The sequence below is a fragment of the Nonomuraea sp. NPDC049709 genome (assembly GCF_040674815.1).
GTDB lineage: Bacteria > Actinomycetota > Actinomycetes > Streptosporangiales > Streptosporangiaceae > Nonomuraea.
The window spans coordinates 36,955-54,552 of record NZ_JBFANM010000022.1 but is presented as its reverse complement, the minus strand read 5'-3'; the positions used below and the strand labels follow the sequence as shown (position 1 = coordinate 54,552).

Annotated in this window: 17 protein-coding genes; 7 read left to right on the top strand and 10 right to left on the bottom strand. The window is 69.9% G+C overall.

Features of this window, described 5'->3' with window-relative positions; translation table 11 throughout:
• The first annotated feature begins 4 nt into the window (after positions 1-4).
• From AB0J69_RS23105 to AB0J69_RS23095, 3 genes are read left to right on the top strand one after another with little or no spacing between them, the layout of a single operon-like run.
• Complete coding sequence (locus AB0J69_RS23105; RefSeq protein ID WP_364120571.1) at positions 5-871, top strand: sugar ABC transporter permease; 867 nt, start codon at positions 5-7, stop codon at positions 869-871.
• A complete protein-coding gene (locus AB0J69_RS23100) occupies positions 868-1,800 on the top strand; it encodes a carbohydrate ABC transporter permease (protein ID WP_364120568.1) in 933 nt (310 codons plus the stop codon). The genes AB0J69_RS23105 and AB0J69_RS23100 overlap by 4 nt, the downstream gene beginning before the upstream one ends.
• 4 nt (positions 1,801-1,804) lie before the next feature.
• Positions 1,805-3,313, top strand: coding sequence for a glycoside hydrolase family 13 protein (locus tag AB0J69_RS23095; RefSeq protein WP_364120565.1), 1,509 nt, complete (start codon positions 1,805-1,807; stop codon positions 3,311-3,313).
• Between the two features lie 54 nt (positions 3,314-3,367).
• On the opposite strand, the gene AB0J69_RS23090 is transcribed toward AB0J69_RS23095, so the two are convergent.
• Positions 3,368-3,850: a GNAT family N-acetyltransferase gene (locus AB0J69_RS23090; protein WP_364120562.1), complete on the bottom strand. Its 483-nt coding sequence runs from the start codon at positions 3,848-3,850 to the stop codon at positions 3,368-3,370.
• Positions 3,851-3,897: 47 nt separating this feature from the next.
• On the opposite strand from AB0J69_RS23090, the gene AB0J69_RS23085 reads away from it, so the two are divergent.
• Together AB0J69_RS23085 and AB0J69_RS23080 are read left to right on the top strand one after the other, a co-directional pair.
• Positions 3,898-4,632: a hypothetical protein gene (locus tag AB0J69_RS23085; RefSeq protein WP_364120559.1), complete on the top strand. Its 735-nt coding sequence runs from the start codon at positions 3,898-3,900 to the stop codon at positions 4,630-4,632.
• A gap of 49 nt (positions 4,633-4,681) precedes the next feature.
• Positions 4,682-5,209 (top strand): carboxymuconolactone decarboxylase family protein, encoded by a 528-nt coding sequence (locus AB0J69_RS23080; RefSeq protein WP_364120556.1) that lies wholly within the window; start codon positions 4,682-4,684, stop codon positions 5,207-5,209.
• A gap of 1 nt (position 5,210) precedes the next feature.
• On the opposite strand, the gene AB0J69_RS23075 is transcribed toward AB0J69_RS23080, so the two are convergent.
• The 9 genes from AB0J69_RS23075 to AB0J69_RS23035 all read right to left on the bottom strand — a co-directional run bounded on the left by AB0J69_RS23075 (position 5,211) and on the right by AB0J69_RS23035 (position 15,458).
• Complete coding sequence (locus AB0J69_RS23075; RefSeq protein ID WP_364120553.1) at positions 5,211-5,420, bottom strand: hypothetical protein; 210 nt, start codon at positions 5,418-5,420, stop codon at positions 5,211-5,213.
• 4 nt (positions 5,421-5,424) lie between these two features.
• Complete coding sequence (locus tag AB0J69_RS23070) at positions 5,425-6,678, bottom strand: phospholipase D-like domain-containing protein (RefSeq protein ID WP_364120550.1); 1,254 nt, start codon at positions 6,676-6,678, stop codon at positions 5,425-5,427.
• 69 nt (positions 6,679-6,747) lie between these two features.
• Positions 6,748-7,743 carry a LacI family DNA-binding transcriptional regulator gene (locus AB0J69_RS23065; RefSeq protein WP_364120547.1) on the bottom strand — a complete coding sequence of 332 codons (996 nt, stop codon included), beginning with the start codon at positions 7,741-7,743 and terminating at the stop codon, positions 6,748-6,750.
• 32 nt (positions 7,744-7,775) lie between these two features.
• Positions 7,776-9,146, bottom strand: coding sequence for a GH1 family beta-glucosidase (locus tag AB0J69_RS23060; protein WP_364120544.1), 1,371 nt, complete (start codon positions 9,144-9,146; stop codon positions 7,776-7,778).
• Positions 9,143-9,946, bottom strand: coding sequence for a carbohydrate ABC transporter permease (locus tag AB0J69_RS23055; protein WP_364120541.1), 804 nt, complete (start codon positions 9,944-9,946; stop codon positions 9,143-9,145). Before AB0J69_RS23055 ends, AB0J69_RS23060 begins: the two co-directional genes overlap by 4 nt.
• Positions 9,943-10,905: a sugar ABC transporter permease gene (locus AB0J69_RS23050; protein ID WP_364120538.1), complete on the bottom strand. Its 963-nt coding sequence runs from the start codon at positions 10,903-10,905 to the stop codon at positions 9,943-9,945. Before AB0J69_RS23050 ends, AB0J69_RS23055 begins: the two co-directional genes overlap by 4 nt.
• On the bottom strand, positions 10,902-12,200 hold the full coding sequence (locus tag AB0J69_RS23045) for an ABC transporter substrate-binding protein (RefSeq protein WP_364120535.1): 1,299 nt from the start codon (positions 12,198-12,200) through the stop codon (positions 10,902-10,904). The genes AB0J69_RS23050 and AB0J69_RS23045 overlap by 4 nt, the downstream gene beginning before the upstream one ends.
• 273 nt (positions 12,201-12,473) lie before the next feature.
• Complete coding sequence (locus AB0J69_RS23040; RefSeq protein ID WP_364120532.1) at positions 12,474-13,364, bottom strand: serine/threonine-protein kinase; 891 nt, start codon at positions 13,362-13,364, stop codon at positions 12,474-12,476.
• 39 nt (positions 13,365-13,403) lie between these two features.
• Positions 13,404-15,458: an N-6 DNA methylase gene (locus AB0J69_RS23035; RefSeq protein ID WP_364120529.1), complete on the bottom strand. Its 2,055-nt coding sequence runs from the start codon at positions 15,456-15,458 to the stop codon at positions 13,404-13,406.
• Between the two features lie 76 nt (positions 15,459-15,534).
• Here AB0J69_RS23035 and AB0J69_RS23030 point away from each other — a divergent pair, with 76 nt between their 5' ends.
• Both AB0J69_RS23030 and AB0J69_RS23025 read left to right on the top strand, forming a co-directional pair.
• The gene (locus AB0J69_RS23030; RefSeq protein ID WP_364120526.1) at positions 15,535-16,305 is read left to right on the top strand and encodes a protein phosphatase 2C domain-containing protein; all 771 of its coding nucleotides are present in this window, start codon (positions 15,535-15,537) and stop codon (positions 16,303-16,305) included.
• 181 nt (positions 16,306-16,486) lie between these two features.
• On the top strand, positions 16,487-17,578 hold the full coding sequence (locus AB0J69_RS23025; RefSeq protein WP_364120523.1) for a CHAP domain-containing protein: 1,092 nt from the start codon (positions 16,487-16,489) through the stop codon (positions 17,576-17,578).
• Positions 17,579-17,598 lie beyond the last annotated feature (20 nt).

The window sequence follows — 17,598 nt, the reverse complement described above, 5'->3', positions numbered from 1 at the left end:
CTCAATGCAGATCTTGAGGCGCAATCTGACGGCCTACGGGTTCTTGTGCGCGGCGCTGGCCTGCTTCACGGTGTTCGCCTGGTATCCGATGGTCAGGGAGTTCATCCTGAGCTTCCAGAAGACCGACCTGATCAACGAGCCGATCTGGGTGGGCCTGGACAATTTCAAGACGGCGTTCCTGGACCCGGCCTTCGGCGAAGCCTGGCTGAACACCCTGGAGTTCACGCTCCTCGCCCTGCTGTGCGGCTATGCCGTGCCGTTCGTCGTCGCGCTCGTGCTCAACGAGCTGCGCCACGCCCGGGCCTACCTGCGGTTCGTGGTCTACCTGCCGGTCATGCTGCCGCCGATCGTGGCGGTGCTGCTGTTCAGGTGGTTCTACGACCCGGGGCCCGGGCTGTTCAACCAGGCGCTCGACTTCTTCGGGCTGCCGCCGCTGGCCTGGCTGGACAGCTCGTCCACCGCCCTGATCTCCCTGGTCATCGTCTCGACCTGGATGAACATGGGCAGCGCGACGCTGATCTACCTGGCCGCGCTGCAGAACATCCCGCCGGAGCTGTACGAGGCGGCGGAGCTGGACGGTGCCGGGATCTTCAAGCGGATCAGGCACGTCACGATCCCGCAGACGCGGCTGATCCTGCTGCTCATGCTGATGCTGCAGATCGTGGCGACCATGCAGGTGTTCATCGAGCCGTACATGCTGACCGGCGGCGGGCCGGAGAACTCGACGGTCACGGTGGCGTACCTGATGTTCCAGAACGCGTTCACGCTGCAGGACTACGGCTCGGCCGGGGCGCTCGGCATGATGCTCATGATCGTGCTGCTCGTCTTCGCGGCCTTCCAGCTCCGGCTGACCAGGGAGGACAAGGCGTGATCTCCGTCGGAGCCCGGGCGACGACCGGGGGGAAGCGGGGCAGGAAGCGGTCACCGAAGCCGATCGAGGTGCAGTTCCGTACGATCGTCTCCCCGCACCAGCTCAACAGCAGGTGGGGCCGGCGGATCTACTGGCTCGTGCTGGCCACGGTCCTCGTCGTCTTCACGGCGGCCTTCGTCTTCCCGCTCTACTGGATGGTCACCGGCGCGCTCAAGACGCCGGAGGAGCTGGCGCAGATGCCGCCGACGCTCGTGCCGGCCGATCCCACGCCCGACGCGTTCTTCGAGGCGTGGGACCTGTTCGACATCGGCACGCTGCTGGCGAACACCGCCTACTACTCGCTGGGCGGCTGGATCGTCTGCATGGCCGTGGACGTCTCGGCGGCGTACGCGCTGTCGAAGCTGCGGCCGATGTTCGGCAACGTCATCCTGGGCATGATGCTGGCGACGCTGATGATCCCGGCGATGGTCATCCTGATCCCGCTGTACGTCACGGTCGTGGACCTGGGCCTGCTCAACAACCCGTGGGCGCTGTGGTTGCCCGCGGCGGCCAACGGGTTCAACATCTTCCTGCTCAAGCGCTTCTTCGACTCGATCCCCAGGGAGCTGATCGAGGCGGCGCAGATCGACGGGGCCGGGGCCGTGCGGATCCTCCGCTCGGTGGTCCTGCCGATCTCCAGGCCCATCCTGGGCGTGGTGTCCATCTTCACGATCGTCACCTCGTTCAAGGACTTCGTCTGGCCGCTGCTGGTCATGACCGACAGCGACAGGATGACCATCAGCGTGGGCCTGTCGCAGACGGCCGGGGCCGTCACCCAGAACCAGGTCATGGGCGGCCTGCTGATCACCAGCATCCCCATGATCATCGTTTTCTTCATCTTCCAACGGCACATCATGGCGGGACTCACCGCCGGAAGCATCAAGGGATAAGCGCATGTCGCAAACGTGGTGGCGGGGGGCCGCGATCTACCAGGTCTACCTGCGTAGCTTCGCCGACGGGAACGGCGACGGCGTGGGCGACCTCGCCGGCCTGCGCTCCCGCCTGCCGTACCTGAAAGAACTCGGGATCGACGCCATCTGGCTCAACCCGTGGTATCCGTCGCCGATGGCCGACGGTGGCTACGACGTGGCCGACTACCGCGACATCGAGCCGGTCTTCGGCACGCTGGCGGAGGCCGAGCGGTTCATCGAGGAGGCGCACGAACTCGACATCAAGGTCATCATCGACGTGGTCCCGAACCACAGCTCCACCGAGAGCGCCTGGTTCAAGGAGGCCCTGGAGAACCCGGCCGCTCGCGACCGGTTCTGGTTCGCCGACGAGCCGCTCAACGACTGGCAGTCGATCTTCGGCGGCTCGGCCTGGACGCAGGTGCCCGACGGGCAGTGGTACCTGCACCTGTTCGCCCCGGAGCAGCCGGACTTCAACTGGACCAACCCGGAGGTGCACCGGGAGTTCGAGGACGTGCTGCGCTTCTGGTTCGATCGCGGCGTGGACGGCGTCCGCATCGACTCGGCGGCCCTGCTGATCAAGTCCGACACCGCCTACGAAGACCTCGACGAGGTCCACGACGTCTACCGTCGGTGGCGCGAGGTGGCCGACGAGTACGGCGAGCGCATCCTGATCGGGGAGGTCTGGCTCCCCGACCAGGAGCGTTTCGCGCGCTACCTGCGGCCCGACGAGCTGCACACGGCCTTCAACTTCGACTTCCTGTCCTGCGCCTGGGACCCGGCCGACCTGCGCAGGTCCATCGACCTCACCCTGGCCACCCACACCCCCATCGGCGCCCCGCCGACGTGGGTGCTGTCCAACCACGACGTCACCAGGCCGGTCACCAGGTACGGCCGCGCCGACACCTCGTTCGCGCACGGGGGCGCCCTCCACGGCACGCCGTCGGACCCCGAGCTCGGCTACCGCCGGGCCCGGGCGGCGGCGTTGCTGGCCATGGCCCTGCCCGGCTCGGTCTACGTCTACCAGGGCGAGGAGCTGGGCCTGCCGGAGGTGGAGGACCTGCCGGACGAGGTCCGCCAGGACCCGATGTACGCCCGCTCGGGCGGCACGAACCCGGGCCGCGACGGCTGCCGCATCCCGCTGCCGTGGTCGGGCGAGGAGCCTCCGTTCGGCTTCGGGACCGGCACGCCGTGGCTCCCGCAGCCGGAGAGCTGGCGCAAGCTCACGGCCGAGGCGCAGCGTACGGACCTGGACTCGATGCTCAACCTGTACCGCACGGGCCTGGGCGTCCGCCGGGACCTGCTCGGGGACGGGACGCTGACCTGGCTGTCCCTGGGGGAGGAGGTGCTGGCCTTCACCCGCGACTCGGGCCTGACCAGCATCACGAACCTGGGCAAGGAGCCGATCCCGCTGCCCGCGGGCACGGTCGTGCTGGCCAGCGGCGTGATCGAGGACGGCCTCCTGCCTTCCGACACCACGGTCTGGCTGACCTGACGTCCGGCGCCCCGAGCGGACCGCGTACCGCTCGGGGCGCCGCACCCCGATCGTTCATGGCGTGAGCTCGAGCGTGTAGCGCCGCAGCCCGTCCGCCTCCTCCCCGAGCACCGCGCCCAGCCGCTCCGCGAGCCGCTGCGAGGCTGTGTTGCCGGCGTCGGTCTCGATCACGATCTCGGCCAGCCCCGCCCGCCGCCCCGCCGCGAGCACGGCCTCGGCCGCCTCGGCCGCCAGCCCGGCCCCCCAGTGAGCCGGATCCAGGCTGTAGAGGAGCTCCACCTGGTCCTCGCCGTGCCGCCGCAGCCCGCACACCCCGATCAGCACGCCGTCCCTGAACACCTGCCACAGCCCGTAGCCGTGCCGCGCGAAGTCGGCCTCGCTGTCGCGCAGCAGCGTCCCCGCCAGCCGGGGAGCCACTTCGCGATCGTCGAACAGGTAACGCCTGACCTGCGGGTCGTTCCAGTGCCGGACGAGCACGCCGAGATCACGTACCCCGGCGGGACGCAGCTCCAGCCGTTTCGTGGATATCGCCGTCATATCCTCCAGACAACACCGCCCGGCTCCCCGAGGAAAAGGGAACAAAGGTGACCCCTGAGGACGTGGTACGGCAGACCAAGCAGGTGGTGACGGCGACCGGCGCCGCCTTCGGCGACGACCCGGCCTACCGGGCGCGCGGGGCGCGGATGGGGCTGTCCCGCCGGGCCTTCTACTTCGGCGGCCGTGCCGGTGTGCTGGGCGAGGTGGACGCCGAGGTCGTGGCGGCGGCCTGCGGGTTCTTCGCCCCTGACCTGGTGGGCGAGTCCTGGGCGGCGGCCCGCGCCGCCGCACCCCTGCGCGACATCGTCGCGGAGGACGTCGAAGCGTGCACGACCTGGGCCCGCACCGCCTACGGCACCCTCGACGGCCTGGACCGGCTGGCCGGCCTGCTCGAACGCGTCGTCGCCGCGGCGGACCCGTCCGCACGTCCCCTGTTCGCGGCCTGGCGGGCGTTGCCGGCCGCGCACCCGGGCGATCCGGCCTCCCGTACGGCACTGGCGCTGCTGCGGCTGCGCGAGCACCGGGGCGCCTGCCACCTGATCGCCGTCCTGGCCCACGGCCTCACGCCGCTCAGGGCGATCCTGGCCGGCCCGGGTGCCAGGAAGGCCGAGGCCAACGGCTGGCGCCCGCCCTGGCCGGCACCCGGCCCGGCAGACCGGACGGTGCTCGCCGCGGCGGACCGCCTCACCGACGAGCTCGCCGCCGCGCCGTACGCGACGCTCACCGGGAGCGAGCGCGCCGAGCTGGCGGCCCTGCTCGATCGCATCGGGCGAAGGCCCTGACCGGACGGCGTTACGATCACGCCATACCGGACGGCGTTACGATCACGCCATGGCACGGCTGCGCAGAACGCCTCCGCACGACCTGGACCCCGAGGCCAGGACGCTCTACGACAAGATCGCCTCCGGGCCGCGCGGCGGTTTCATGGTCGACGAGGAGGGCGGCCTCACCGGCCCGTTCAACGCGATGCTGCTCAGCCCGCCCGTCGGCGACCCGCTCCAGGAGCTAGGGGCGGCCGTCCGCTACCGTTCCTCGCTCACCGACCGGGCACGGGAGCTGGCGATCCTGGTCGTGGCCGGGCACCAGGACAGCGCGTTCGAGCGGGCGGCCCACGAGCCGATCGCCCGCGGCCTGGGCTTCACCGAGGAGCAGCTCCAGGCGCTGCGCGACGGCTCGCCCCTGACCCTCGACGACCCGGCCGAGGCGGCGGTGCTCGGCGTGGCCCGCGCCCTGGTGGCGAAGGGTGACCTGGACGACGAGGAGTACGCGGCGCTGGGCGAGCGGGCCCTGTTCGAGCTGACCACGCTGGTGGGCTACTACTCCACCCTCGCACTCCAGCTCCGCGTCTTCCGCGTGTAGGTCACCGGGTGGCGCCGCTGGGGTCGCGCAACCACGCCTCCAGGGCCGCGCGCGCCCTCCCGGCCTCCGAGGGGAAGCGCGTCGCCCTGGCCAGCACCCACAGCGTGCCCTGCAGCCCGCGAGCCGCCAGCACCACCGGCGCCCGCACCCGCACACCGTGCTCCGCGGCCACGGCGACGGCGGCGGACACGGCGGCGGTGCGGGAGATCATGACCCTATTGTCTGCAGGCGGTGCGCAGCCCGTAGAACCAGGACAGGTACTGGCTGTGGATGTCCCGTCCGGAGATCCGGACGAAGGCGTCGTCCGCGTTCTCCATGTACGTGAAGTTCGCGCTCCCCGTGTAGACGCGCGGCGTGATGTCGTCGTCGTAGAACCCGTCGATCATCATGACCTTGTTGTGCGTCACCACGTCCCGCGTCCCCACCCTGAACCGGCACGGCGTGACCTGGATGGCCCGCCCGTTGACCGTCCTGGCCAGGGTCTGCCGGATCGTGTCGTCCACGTTCTTGCTGGTCGCCCCGGCGGCGTTCTCGTAGTACACGATGTCCACCCAGCAGTTCTCACCGCGCAGCCGGACCAGCTCGTTCGCGATCGCCACCCGGTTCTTGTTGAACGCGGTCAGCGCCATGCGGATGTCGGTCTGCCGCGTGACCCCGTCCGCGTCCTGGTAGCTGCACTCGACGAGCCGCAGGATGGAGACGATCGGGTCGGGGTCGCTGACCAGGCGGGGGTAGAAGGTGGCCCGGTGCGTGGTCCCGGTCGGCGAGGTCCAGTAGTAGCCGGGATCGACCGCCTTGCGCCGTCCCGCCTGCAGGTCGGCGAAGTAGGTCCGGTAGGCGTTGTAGACGGCCTGGTCGGTGAAGGTGTACGCGTCGTTGTAGGAGTTGTACAGGTACCAGTTCGACAGGTTCGACGAGGTCTGGAACACCACGTTCGCGTGCGAGGTGCCGTCGATCACCACGTTGGAGAACAGCGCGAACTTGCTGTGCAGGTAGTTCCGGGCGATGCAGCCGCGATCGACCGTCGACTCGTTCGGATATTCGCAGCGGATCACCCAGGAGCCGGCCGACTCCGAGGTGCCGAGCGCCGCCCTGAGCGTGGCGGTGATGGCGTCGTTGGCGCCGTTCTCCATGCTGTCGAGGATCACCCGCACGCGTACGCCGCGGTCGTGCGCGGCGATGAGCTGGTCGGCGATCTCGCTCGACCGGTCGCCGGGCGCCCATTCATGCGTCACGAACCGGATCTCCCCGCCCGTGGGGACGGCCCGGATCAGGCGGATGAGCTGGTCCATGACGGCCGACTGCTTGGCGCTCGGGCTGCGGGCCACCCCCGAGTCGGCGGTCGGGTCGTTGAACACCGGCGCGTTCAACACGGGCGGGCCCGTGACGTCCGCCCCGGCCGGGCCGGCGCTCGCGAGGAAGCCGGTGACCAGGCATAACGCCAGGAGGATGCGACGGGTCGTGGTCATGTGCGATTCCCTTCTGGTGGGTAGCACATGCGACCTTCTACTTAAATATGATTATTTGTCAATGGACCTCTATGCCGACTCCCGGACCACCAGCTCCGTGGGCAGGATGACCGGATCGGTCGGGCCGCCCTCGAACAGGTTGAGCAGCAGCCCCACCATGGCCGCCGCCTGCTCGGTCACCGGATGCCTGAGGGTCGTCAGCGGCGGCTCGGTGTATTTCGCCGCCTCGATGTCGTCGAAGCCCACCACCGCCACGTCGTCGGGCACCCGCCGCCCGGCCTGGCGCAGCGACTGCAACGCCCCCACCGCCATCAGGTCGTTGGCCACGAAGACGGCGTCCAGCGACGGATCGTCGCCGAGCAACTGCCGCATCGCCACCGCCCCGGACTCGCGCGTGAAGTCGCCGACCGCCACGATCGAGCGGCAGTCGGAGTCGCGCAGCACGTTGCGATAGCCGGCCAGCCGGTCCTGCCCGGCGATCATGTCCTGCGGCCCGGCGATCGTGGCGATCCGGCGCCGCCCCGACTCCACCAGGTGCCGCACCCCGGACTCGGCCCCGCCCACGTTGTCGTTGTCCACGAACGGGATGTCCACCGGCACGGCGGGCCGCCCGTAGGAGACCACGGGCACGCGCAGCCGCGCCAGCGCGGCCGGCAGCGGGTCGGCGCCGTGCATGGACAGCAGCATGACGCCGTCCACGTGGCCGCCCGCGATGTAACGCTCCACCCGGGCATGGCTCTTGGGTGAGGAGGCCAGCATCAGCACGACCTGCTTGTTGATCGCCTCCAGCTCCACCGACGCCGACCTGATCGCGGTGGAGAACAGCGGGTCCTCGGAGAAGACCCGCGTCCCCGGCTCGCTGACGACCAGGGCGACGGAGTCGGTGCGCTGGGTGACCAGGCTGCGCGCGGCCGAGTTGGGCACGTAGCCCAGCTCGTCGATCGCGCGCAGCACGGCGTCGCGGATGTGGGGCGCCACGGTCGTCTGCCCGTTGACCACACGGGAGGCGGTGGCACGCGAGACGCCCGCGCGGGCGGCGACCGCCTCGAGCGTCGGGCGTCTCATGACTGAACCAGAAGGGAGAGCACGGAAAAAATCTACAGGCCGTTCCTGCTGATCACGTCCCGGTACCACAGCGCGCTGTCCTTGGGCACCCTGGTCAGCGTCGCGTAGTCCACGTGCACGATGCCGAAGCGCCGCCGGTAACCCTCGGCCCACTCGAAGTTGTCCAGCAGCGACCACACCAGGTATCCCCGCAGGTCCGCGCCCGCCTCGATGGCCCGGTGCACCTCGCGCAGATGCCCGTCCAGGTACGCCACCCGCTCGTCGTCGTGCACCCGCCCGTCCTCCACGAGGTCGTCGAAGGCCGCACCGTTCTCCGTGACCATGAGCCCGACCTGCGGGTAGTCCTGCGAGAGCCGTACGAGCAGCCGGGACAGGCCGTCGGGCACGATCGGCCAGCCCATCGCGGTCGTCGGCGCGTCAGCCGTGGCGAACCTGACGTCCTCCGAGCCCGGCCACGCGGCGTCGGCCGGCAGCCCGGGGCCCGACTCGACCACGCACGGGTTGTAGTAGTTGACGCCGATCAGGTCGATCGGCGCGTTGATCAGCGCGAGGTCGCCCTCCTGGATGTGCTCCGTCCCGCCGTTGCGCGCCGCGGCCTCCAGCACCTCCTCGGGGTACGTGCCGTACACGGCCGGGTCCAGGAACTGCCTGGTCAGCAACGTGTGGATGCGGTGGGCCACGGCCGCGTCCGCCTCGCTGGGCACCGCCGAGGGGTCGTTGACCTGGGCGGGGGTGAGCACGGGGGAGGAGTTGACCACCAGCATGATGCGCCGCGCCCCGGCCGCGCGCAGCCGCCGCGCGGCCAGCCCGTGGCCGAGCAGCAGGTGGTGCGCCGAGCGCATCGCGTCCGCGGGGTCGCGGCGGCCCGGCGCGTGCACGCCGTTGCCGTAGCCGAGGAACGCCGCCACCCACGGCTCGTTCAGCGTCGCCCAGTCCGCGACGCGGTCGCCGAGCTTGTCGTAGACGGCCTGGGCGTAGTCGGCGAAGCGGTAGGCGGTGTCGCGGTTGGTCCAGCCGCCGCGGTCCTCCAGCGCCTGCGGCAGGTCCCAGTGATAAAGCGTTACATAAGGCGAAATTTCGGCCTGCAGTAGCTCATCGACGAGCTTGTCGTAAAAGGCCAGGCCGCGGGGGTTGATCGAGCCATCGCCGTCGGGCTGGACGCGCGGCCACGCCACCGAGAACCGGTAGGCCCCCAGCCGCAGCTCGCGCATCAGCCCGATGTCCTCCCGGTAGCGGTGGTAGTGGTCGCAGGCCACGTCTCCGGTGTCGCCGTCGGACACCTTCCCGGGGGTGTGGGAGAAGGTGTCCCAGATCGACTGGCCCCGCCCGTCCTCCTTGACCGCCCCCTCGATCTGGTAGGAGGCCGTGGCGGCGCCCCAGACGAAGTCCTCGGGAAAGATCATCCCTTAACAGCTCCTTGCATGATTCCACCGATGATTTGCTTGCCGAACAGGGCGAACACGGCCACGAGCGGCAGGGTCCCGATCGCGGTGCCCGCGAGGCCGAGCACGTAGTCGTTGACGTACCCGCTGGCCAGGGTCGAGAGCGCCACCTGGACGGTCGGGTTGTCCGGGTTCAGCACGACCAGCGGCCAGAAGTAGTCGTTCCAGGCCGACATGAACGTCAGCATGCCCAGCACCGCCGCCGCGGGCCGCGCGGTGGGCAGCACGACGTGCCAGAACAGCCCCCACGTCGAGCACCCGTCCACCCGCCCGGCCTCCAGCAGCTCGGTGGGCAGGGCGCGCGACAGGTACTGCGTCATGAAGAACACGCCGAACGCGTTGACCAGCGCGGGCACGATCAGCGCGTAGTTGGTGCCGGTCCATTCCAGCTTCACCATGAGCATGTAGAGCGGGATGATGCCGAGCTGCGCCGGGACCATCATGGTCGCGACGGTGATCACCAGCATGATGTTCCGGCCCCGGAACTTCAGCTTGGCGAAGGCGAACCCGGCCAGCGTCGAGAAGAACATCACCGCGATCGAGATCGACCCGGCCACGATGACCGAGTTGACCAGCGCGAGCCCGAAGGGCACAGTGTCGAAGACCCTGGCGACGTTGGCGAAGAAGTTCCCGCCGGGCAGCAGCGGCGGCGGCACCTCGGCCAGCGCCGAGTTGTGCCGGGAGGCGACCACGACGCTGTAGTAGAGCGGGAAGGCCGAGAAGAAGGCCACCGCGATGAGGGTCAGGTAACGCAGCCTCATACCAGCCCGCCCTTCACCTTGCGGGTGATCAGGAAGTTGATCCCGGCGACGACCACCACGGCCACGAACATGAGCCACGACGCCGCCGAGGCGTAGCCGAAGTCGAACGTCGAGTTCGCGAAGCCCTGCTCGTAGACGAACAGCGCCAGGGTCTGGAACTGCCGGTCGGGACCGCCCGTCGCGATGCCGCCACCGCCGCCGCTGCTCTGCCCGAACAGCATGGGTTCGGCGATGATCTGCATCGCGCCGATCGTCGAGACGATCACCACGAAGATGATCGTCGGCCGGATCATCGGCATCGTGATCTTGCGGAGCTGGGTGAAGTTGCCCGCGCCGTCGAGCGTGGCGGCCTCGTACAGCTCGCGCGGCACGGCCTGCATGGCGGCCAGGAAGATCAGCGCGTTGTACCCGGTCCAGCGCCACATGATCATCACCGACAGGGCGATGTGCGAGCTGGCCGTGCCCGCCGCCCAGTCGATGGTGCCCGCCCCGAACCAGGACAGGATCCAGTTGATCATGCCGAAGTCCCGGCCGAAGAGCTGGCTGAAGATCACCACCACCGCCACCACGCTCGTGACGTTGGGCAGCAGCAGCGCGACCCGGAACAGCGTCTGGAACCGCAGCCGCCGGTTGAGCAGGTGCGCCAGCCAGATGGCCAGCGCGAGCTGCGGAACGGTCGACAGCACGCCGATGGACAGGGTGTTGAAGGTGGCGTTCCAGAAGTAGTCGTCGGCGAGCAGCGTCGAGTAGTTCGCCGCCCCGACGAACTCTTGCGTCTCGGACAGCAGCGTCCACTCGTGCAGGCTCACCCAGGCCGTGTAGACCAGCGGGAACAGCCCGAAGGCGCAGAACAGCAGGAAGAACGGGGCCACGTAGGCGTACGGCGACACCCTCACGTCGAGGGTGTGCCGCACGCTGCGCCTACGCCGTCGCGTGACCGCGAGGGGAAGGGTGCTCATTTGATCTTCTTGACGTCCTCGAGTACCTGCGCCCACGCCTCGTCCGGCGTCTGCTTGCCCTGCTCGACCCGGCCGAGCCCGTTGCCGATGGCGACCCGGACGTCGGCCTCCTTCGGGCCGAGGTGCTGCGGCTTGAGCGCCTTGGCGGCCTCGGAGTAGATCTTGCCGATGGGGGCGTCACCGAAGAACGGCTTGGTGAAGTTCTGGATGGACGGGTCGTCGTACAGCGCCGGGATCGACGGGAACGTGCCCTCCTCCTTGAACACCTTGGCCTGGTTGTCCTTCGAGGTGAGGAAGTCGATGAGCTCGGCCGCCTCCTTCGGGTGCTTGCTCTGCTTGGGCACCATCAGGTGCGAGCCGCCGCTGTTGCCCGAGCCGCCGGGCACGGTCGCGATGTCCCACTTGCCGGAGGCGTCCTTGGCCTGCTCCTGGATGAAGCCGGTCATCCAGGCCGGGCAGATGATCGTGGCGAACGAGCCCTTGGCGAAGCCGGTGTTCCACGGCGGCGAGAAGGCGGCCAGCTTGGCGGTCAGGCCCTCCTGGGTGAGCTGGTTCGACAGGTCCCAGGCCTTCTTCACGTCGGGGTTGGACTCCACGATGATGTTGTCCTGGGCGTCGTACAGGCCGACGGGCGCCTGGTTGACCATCGCGCGGAAGATCTCACCGGGAGAGTCCACGAACTTGGCGCCGGCCACGTTCGCTCCGGCGAACTTCTTGCCGGTCGCGATGTACTCCTCCCAGGTCGGCCAGAGCGCCGCCACCTTGTCGCGCTCCTCCGGCAGCCCGGCCTTCTTGAACAGGTCCTTGCGGTAGCACATGGCCAGCCCGCCCACGTCGGTGCCCAGGCCGAGGACCTGCGCGCCGTCCTTGCTCAGGCCCTGCTGCCACTTCCAGTCGAGGTAGTCGGCCTGCCGCTTGTCGAGCCCGTAGTGCTTGAGGTCGACGAACCTGCCCGGCTGGGCGGTGAACGTGCTGATGTAGCCGACCTCGACCGCCTCGATGTCCCCCGCGCCCGCGTTCGTGGCCAGCCGTTTGACCAGGTTGCTGTGGTGGTCGTTGAACTGCGTGACGTTCTCGACGATCTCGATGTTGGGGTGGGTCTTCTTGTATTCCTCGTAGAGCGGTTTGAAGCCGAAGTCGCCGAACAGGCCGACGGTCAGCTTGATCTTCTCTCCGGGCTTGGCACTCGCCTCGGTCGCGGTGTTCCCGCCACCGCCGCCACCGCACGCCGTCGCCAGGGCGAGGACGGACGCGGTGAGCAAAGGCAGGCCGAGCCGCCGGATACGAGGGGTCATGGAAACCCTCCTGGGTCGCACTTAGGGGGATGATGAGAGAGCGCTCTCTCACGAGATTGTTGGAGCTCACATGCCTCTGTCAACGGAAGTTAAATAACGATCCGTGTTACCCGAGAGAGCGCGTTCCCAGATTGGCAACCTGCCGGGAACGCGCCCCCGTGGTGTCCTCGCAGGCGAACCGCCCGGCCCCATCGCCGACGCCAACGGCTTCTTCAGGCAGCGGGCGCGGCGGTGTCCTCAGCCGCCCACTCCTCGATCTCGCGAGGACCTGGGTCAACCGGTCAGGGCGCGACCGGCCATCCGGGCGTACATCCGGCCCGGGCTCGGCGCCTTGGCCAGGAACCCCGGCAACATGGGCAACCCCACGGCGAACGGATCAAGGCGCTCGTACAGCTCGTTCGCATCCGCCGGCCGATCATCCGGCTTCTTCTCCAGCAGTTGCGCCAGCAACGCCCCCAGCTCCTCCGGCAATCCGGGAATCGCCGGCGGCCGCTCCTTGACCTGCTTCTCGAACACCACGTAGTCGGTGGGCCCGGTGAAGAGCTGCCGCCCGCTGAGCATCTCGTGCAGCACGCATCCCAGCGAGTAGAGATCGCTGCGCGGCTCGGCCACCCCGTGCTGGATCTGCTCGGGAGCCATGTACGCCGGCGTCCCCAGGATCTGCCCGATCCTCGTGAACGTGGTCACGTCCGACTCCCGGAGCATGGCCAGCCCGAAGTCGAGCACCTTCACGCTGCCGTCCGGACAGAGCATGAGGTTGGTCGGCTTGAGATCCCGATGGCAGATCGACAGCGCGTGGGCCGCCGACAGCACGGCACACGCCTGGGCCGCGATGGCCGCCGCCCACGGCACCGGCAGCGGCCCGTGCTCGTGCACCACGTCGGCCACCGTGACGCCCTCGATGAACTGCATCACCTGGTAGAGCCGCTGCTCGTGGGTGCCGAAGTCGTAGAGCACGGGAGCGCCGGGATGCTCCAGCCTGGCCAGGATGCGCGCCTCGCGGATGAACCTGGTCTCCAGCTCGTGGTCGGGCCCGCTGGGCAGCCGCAGCAGCTTCACCGCGACCCGGCGATCGAGGTGGCGGTCGTGCCCCGCGTAGACCGCTCCCATGCCACCCTGCCCGAGTGGGAGGTCGTCGAGCTCATAGCGGTCGCCGATGACCATTCGCCCCTCCCAGCAGCCTTTCGGGAAAAAGCTACACCGTCAGGACTGCGGGTGCAGGTGGCCGTCCGCGAGGCCGTCGAGGCCCAGCCGGATCAGCGTCTGCCCCAGCGTCGAGGTCTCGCGAATGGCGTCCTCGAGCACGGCCAGTTGCCGGAACGCCTCGCCGTACGCCTTCTGCTCCTTCAGCGACAGCCGCGGCAGGCGGGTGCGCCGCACGTCGAACCTGCTGGAGCCGGTCGTCACCCGCCCGCCCGCGGCCCGCAGGAAGCCGGCCAGGAAGTCGGGGTCCAGCCTGCGGGAGTCGACCCGGTAGAGGGTCAGGTGCGGCCCGAGCACGGCCCCGCCGCCGTCGGCCATCACGCGTACGGCGGAGTAGGAGGCCACCACGTCGCCCGGGTGGATCGCGATGAGCCCCTGCTGCATGGTGGTGAAGCCGGACGGCGAGCCGCCGCTGAACACGTCGTCGGAGGTCAGGACGGGCACGTCGCCCTCGTCCGCGGCCATCTTGGGCGGGGCCTGCGACGTGGTCACCAGACCCTCCTTGATCAGGTCGCCCAGCGTGGTGGCGGGCTGGTCGAGCGGCTGCTCCAGCACCTTCAGGTCGGGCGGCACGGCGGCGGCGGCCAGGAAGCGGTCGCGCGCCTCGGCGAACGCCCGGCCCACGTCGTCGCGCCGCTGGTGGCGGGCCGGGGTCATGTCGACCTCGTCGGCCAGCAGGTCGATGATGCGTACGGTCTGGTCGGAACGGTCCTCCAGGTACGCCTGCCAGGCCGGCTCGACCGCCGGGAGGTCGGCCGTGGCGTCCAGGATCAGCACCTCGGACGGCGGGCGCTCACCCGCCGCCGGGCGGCGCAGCAGCCACAGGTCGGAGCCGGGCAGCGCCACGACCGCCCGCAGCGCTCCAGCGCGCAGGAGGTTGGCGCGGATGCGGCGGCCCGCCTTGCGGCTGGCGGCGGCCGGCGGCATGAGGATGGCGACCAGGCCGCGCGGCTTGACGTGGGTGAGGCAGTGCTGCACCCAGGCCAGCTCGGGCTCGCCGCGCGGCGGCAGTCCGTACTCCCAGCGCGGGTCGCCGGTCAGCTCCTCGTAGCCCCAGGCCCGCTCGTTGAACGGCGGGTCGCACACCACCGCGTCGGCCCGCTCGTCCGGGAAGCCGTCGTGGCGCATGGAGTCGCCGGCCACGACACCGGCCTCGATGCCGCGCAGCCGCAGCCGGGCGGCGGTGATGGCGGCCGAGGTCTCGCTGAGCTCCTGGCCGAGCATCCGCGTCGTACCCGCGGGGTTCAGGAGGGTGGGGGCCAGGAGCAGCGTGCCGACGCCGCACGCCGGGTCGAGCACGGTGCCGGCGTCCGCGCCCACGAGCCGGACCATCAGCTCCGCGACGTCGTCGCGGGTGACGGAGAGCTGGCGCGAGTGGGCCTCCAGGTAGCGCTCGCAGAGGAACTCGTACGCGGCCAGCGGGCCCAGCTGCTCGCCCAGCTCCAGAATGAGCCCGGCCAGCTCGGAGTCCAGCCCGCCACCCGAGCCACCGGCCCCGCCACCCGCCGCTTCGGACGCGCGATCTGCCGCTTCGGCCCCGCCACCCGCCGCTTCGGGCGCGCGACCCGCCCGCTCCGAACCGGTGGCCTTCTGATCAGGGTCGGCGCCCGCCTGCCCGGGCGCGGCGTGGGCCTGATCCAGCGCGCCGGGCATCCGGTACGCCCCGCCATGCGCCTGCTCCGTCCCGGCACCACCGCCGACACCGTCACTGTGCGGGCCGTCGCCGTGCGAGCCGCCGTTCCCGGCGCCTCCGACAGTGCGGGGGGCGGCCCGGGTCAGTAGGGTTCCTGCCTGGGCCACCAGCTCGCCCAGCCGCAAATCACCCGCCGCTTTCAGGCGTTGCCACACCCGATCTCCCAGGGAGACCTGGTAGGACTTCCCGTAGCGACGCAGCCACGACTCCACCTGGGGCAGCGAGAACAGCGGCTGGTTGGCGGTGCCGCCGATGGGCTGGGGGAAGTCGTCGTGGCGGCGGCGCCAGTTGCTCACCGCGGCCCGCCCGACACCGGCGAGCCGGGCGATGTCCCCGGCGTTGACGGTCGGGTCGTGGCTCATGAAGCCCACAGTAGTTCACAAGAGTCTTCAGCGCATCTGCTTGTGAAGTCTTTCAACCAATGATTTACTGCTGGGTATGAAGCACAACATCCGCTATGCCGCCGGATCAGATGTGGGCCGCCGCAGGGAGCAGAACGAGGATTCTGGCTACGCGAGTGGCCGGTTGCTCGTGGTGGCTGACGGGATGGGTGGACACGCGGCCGGCGAGCTGGCGAGCTCGGCGGCGATCGCCGTCATGCGCGAGCTGGATGCCACGCTTCCCGAGACGGGCTCGGACCTGGAGGCCGCGCTGGAGGCCGCCGTGCACGAGGCGGCGCGCAGGCTGGTCGAGCTGGCCGACATCGACCCCGCGCGCAGGGGGATGGGGACCACGGTGACCGCCATGCTGTGGGACGGCTACCGGTTCGCCCTGGCTCATCTCGGTGACTCCCGCGGATATTTGCTTCGCGATGGTGCGCTCTACCAGATGACCAAGGATCACACACTTGTGCAGTCGATGGTGGACGAAGGACGGATAACGGAGGATCAAGCCGCCGTGCACCCCCGCCGGTCGATGGTGCTGCGCGTGCTGGGCAGCGAGGGCAGGGCGGAGCCCGACATGGCGCTGCGCGAAGCGGAGCCTGATGATCGCTACCTCCTCTGCTCCGACGGGCTCACGACCGTTCTGGGGCCCGAAGTCCTGCACGAGGTGCTGACCACGGTGGCAGACCCCGCGGTGGCCGTCCAGAGGCTGATCGATCTGGCCAACGAGGGCGGCTCGCCGGACAACGTGACCGTGATCGTGGCCGACGTGGTCGCGCCGGGCGCGGGAGACGCGGGCGTCTATCGCGTCGGTGCCGGCTGCTAACGAGGATAGTAGTAAGTCCCACCAGCCTCAGCAGCCACATAGCCGAAATTTCGGCTCATAGCAAGACACTTTCCGGGTGACGCGCGCAATTCTGCGATGGCGCTACTACAGTCCATCGTGATTTGTCGGTTTTCTGGGAGGAGTCACCCTGGACCCGATCGCGGACGAGCTGCTGAAGACGGTGCGGCAGGAACTCGGCTATAAGGAGAAGAGCGGCCAGTTCACCAAGTTCGGCCAGTGGTACGCGGATCGCGTCCAAGACACCCAGTACCGCAACGCGCCATGGTGCGACATGTTCCTCGCCTATGCCGCGAACAAGGCCGGCATCTCCGACTACGTCGGTGAGTTCGCCTGGACGCCCTCCCACGCGGCCTGGTTCATCAAGCAGGGCGCCTGGACGCAGAAGCCCGAGCCGGGCGCGCTGGTCTTCTTCGACTGGCGCGGCGGCAAGAGTTACAAGGGCATCGACCACGTCGGCGTCGTGGAGCGCGTCAGCGGCACGAAGATCCACACCATCGAGGCGAACGTCGATCGCGTCTGGCTCAAGCGCAAGACCAGGGAGACGGACAAGGTCGTCGGGTACGGCATCCCGCGCATGGTCAAGGCCGGGTCCGACCGGCTGGAGGAGATCCGGACCACCGAGCGGCCGTTCGTGTCGCCGCCCCGCGCGGAGACCGGGCACGGGTCGCCGCTGGACGTCTTAGGCACGCCGCCCGCGCTGCTGGCCGCGATGGTGCTCATGACCATCGTCCTCTCGCTCCGCGTGTCGGGCCGCCGCCGCGGCACCCACCGCCGCCTCCCCTGGCCCTGGGCCGCACCTTCCGCCGCCCCGCCCCCGGCCGGCACGAGAGTCCCGTCCCCCAGGAACCCGCTGGCGACCCGCGACCAGCCACCCGCCGACGCCAAGCCGCCCGCCCGGGACAGGGCACCGGCCCGCGAGAAGGTTCCTTCCGGTGGCAAGACGGCCGCCCGCGACAGCGCCCCCGCCGGTGGCAAGGCGCCGGCCCGCGACAACACGTCCGCCGGTGGCAAGGCGCGCGCCCGGGACAAGGCGCCGGTCGCGAAGCGGTCGCGGGGCACGACCGCGGTCACGGACCCGGAGGAGGCGCAGGCGCGCGGCCGTACGGCCGAGCAGGCGCAGGTGGAGCCGCACCCCGCCGCCGCTCCCGTCCAGTCCGCCCGCCCCGCCAAGGACCGGGTCCCGGCCGGGTCGGGCCGCTCCGCCACCAAGCACTCCACCCCCGCCAGGCGCAAGCCCTACGACCCGAGCTGAGCTGCACGGGCCCCGCCGAA

Bases quoted from the DNA above. Each gene is read 5' to 3' on its own strand.
- AB0J69_RS23090 (WP_364120562.1), bottom strand. From the start codon at position 3,850: ATGACGGCGATATCCACGAAACGGCTGGAGCTGCGTCCCGCCGGGGTA.
- AB0J69_RS23070 (WP_364120550.1), bottom strand. From the start codon at position 6,678: ATGACCACGACCCGTCGCATCCTCCTGGCGTTATGCCTGGTCACCGGC.
- AB0J69_RS23105 (WP_364120571.1), top strand. From the start codon at position 5: ATGCAGATCTTGAGGCGCAATCTGACGGCCTACGGGTTCTTGTGCGCG.
- AB0J69_RS23050 (WP_364120538.1), bottom strand. From the start codon at position 10,905: ATGAGCACCCTTCCCCTCGCGGTCACGCGACGGCGTAGGCGCAGCGTG.
- AB0J69_RS23095 (WP_364120565.1), top strand. From the start codon at position 1,805: ATGTCGCAAACGTGGTGGCGGGGGGCCGCGATCTACCAGGTCTACCTG.
- AB0J69_RS23075 (WP_364120553.1), bottom strand. From the start codon at position 5,420: ATGATCTCCCGCACCGCCGCCGTGTCCGCCGCCGTCGCCGTGGCCGCG.
- AB0J69_RS23080 (WP_364120556.1), top strand. From the start codon at position 4,682: ATGGCACGGCTGCGCAGAACGCCTCCGCACGACCTGGACCCCGAGGCC.
- AB0J69_RS23065 (WP_364120547.1), bottom strand. From the start codon at position 7,743: ATGAGACGCCCGACGCTCGAGGCGGTCGCCGCCCGCGCGGGCGTCTCG.
- AB0J69_RS23040 (WP_364120532.1), bottom strand. From the start codon at position 13,364: ATGGTCATCGGCGACCGCTATGAGCTCGACGACCTCCCACTCGGGCAG.
- AB0J69_RS23035 (WP_364120529.1), bottom strand. From the start codon at position 15,458: ATGAGCCACGACCCGACCGTCAACGCCGGGGACATCGCCCGGCTCGCC.
- AB0J69_RS23055 (WP_364120541.1), bottom strand. From the start codon at position 9,946: ATGAGGCTGCGTTACCTGACCCTCATCGCGGTGGCCTTCTTCTCGGCC.
- AB0J69_RS23030 (WP_364120526.1), top strand. From the start codon at position 15,535: ATGAAGCACAACATCCGCTATGCCGCCGGATCAGATGTGGGCCGCCGC.
- AB0J69_RS23045 (WP_364120535.1), bottom strand. From the start codon at position 12,200: ATGACCCCTCGTATCCGGCGGCTCGGCCTGCCTTTGCTCACCGCGTCC.
- AB0J69_RS23060 (WP_364120544.1), bottom strand. From the start codon at position 9,146: ATGATCTTTCCCGAGGACTTCGTCTGGGGCGCCGCCACGGCCTCCTAC.